The organism is Alteromonas sp. 4NS20-0143 (genome assembly GCF_057542855.1).
This window is the reverse complement of the sequence record NZ_BAAJLR010000025.1, coordinates 1-1,311: the sequence shown is the minus strand read 5'-3', so window position 1 is coordinate 1,311 and position 1,311 is coordinate 1. Positions and strand designations below refer to the sequence as shown.

At 42.6% G+C, this 1,311-nt stretch carries 2 protein-coding genes; both read left to right on the top strand.

Going from position 1 to position 1,311, the window contains the following annotated elements:
• On the top strand, positions 1-180 hold a 180-nt coding region (locus AC27HD_RS18790), incomplete at its 5' end, for a hypothetical protein (RefSeq protein ID WP_487107802.1).
• 232 nt (positions 181-412) lie between these two features.
• Positions 413-685, top strand: coding sequence for a DUF3144 domain-containing protein (locus tag AC27HD_RS18785; RefSeq protein ID WP_487107800.1), 273 nt, complete (start codon positions 413-415; stop codon positions 683-685).
• The last annotated feature ends 626 nt before the right edge of the window (positions 686-1,311 follow it).

The window sequence follows — 1,311 nt, the reverse complement described above, 5'->3', positions numbered from 1 at the left end:
TGTGACTTGAAGCTCATGCAAAATGTAAAAGTTGAAGAGGATTTAAGACAACTTGTAAAAGACGCCAGGTGGGCTATCTGGGCATTTGTCGTCTTAAATGCTTTTGTCTTGGTTTTTTTCTTGCTGATGGGTTGTACAACGAATTCGTTTTCGTCCTATTGTTTATCCAAGCATTCTTAATTTTATTCTGGTTGGGGCCTGTTTTTCTGTATCAGGTGTTCTTTAAAAAGGTACGGTTAAAATACGCGGTTTATAGAGCCTTGGCATCGTACAAAGAAGCGTTGGCTCACTTTTCTTGGTAGCGTCACATAACAAACAAATGTTGGGGACACAAACACGCGGGCTCTGCTTCGCAGTATAGCCCACTCGTTTGTGCCGCCAAATTAGGGCGTTATACGTCAAAAGGAATTAAATGACCCAAGATACAGAGCTTGATCAAAAGTTTAATGAAACCGTTGATAGCTTTATGGAAGCGGCAGTGTCAAAAGAAAAGGAGCTTTCTGTCCCGCAGGTTAGTTCTTCTTTTCTCTATACGTCAGCTTGTTACTCGGCGCGTTATTTCGCAATAAAATCGGAGAAGGAAAAAATATCTTTGGAAGAATTTGTTAGAGAACACGTGGAGTTTTTTGAGTCAGCACTCAGAAACGGAATTGAGTATTACACAACAGATGACGGTGACGTATAACAATCCGCTGTAGTCGGTCGCAAGCTCCCTGGGACAATAACACGTGGGCTCAGTCGCTTCGCTCCAAATTTTAGCCCACGTGTTATTGCCCCTAAGCGGGGTGTTAGGCGTCATTTACTTACAGCATTATAAAGTCGGTTCAGACGTGACATTCCTGCATCAAGGTTGTTTCGCTAGGTAGTCTTTACAGCTTGCCTTTTCGGTAGTTTCAACGGCTTTAGCAACGCGCTTTTAATTAACACCGCAACGCCATCATTCAGCACAGTTAATTTTCTAAACTCGCTCTTTTATCCAGCAATGTCGTTAACATCTGGCATTTCGAACAGGGTTGTTTTATCTTAAATTCAATAATTTAAACACGCGGTCTATTTGGCTAGTGGTAGCAGCAAAGCTGTGTACTTTCAGTTGTACGCCTAACAAAACGCTGTTGGCACTCTCTTCGGTCGCTGGGACGCTAACACGGGGCCGCTTCGCGATTATGGCCCCATGTTAGCGCCCCAAAGCTTAGCGTTATATGACAAGGATGTATTAATGAAAAGTTTAATTTTAGCGTTTGTAGCTACACTCCCATTATTAGGTTGTTCTGGTGACGATCAGGATCAAAATGAATGCCCTGAAGTAACGTT

Coding starts and splice junctions, on each gene's coding strand:
- AC27HD_RS18785 (WP_487107800.1), top strand. CDS start 413: ATGACCCAAGATACAGAGCTTGATCAAAAGTTTAATGAAACCGTTGAT.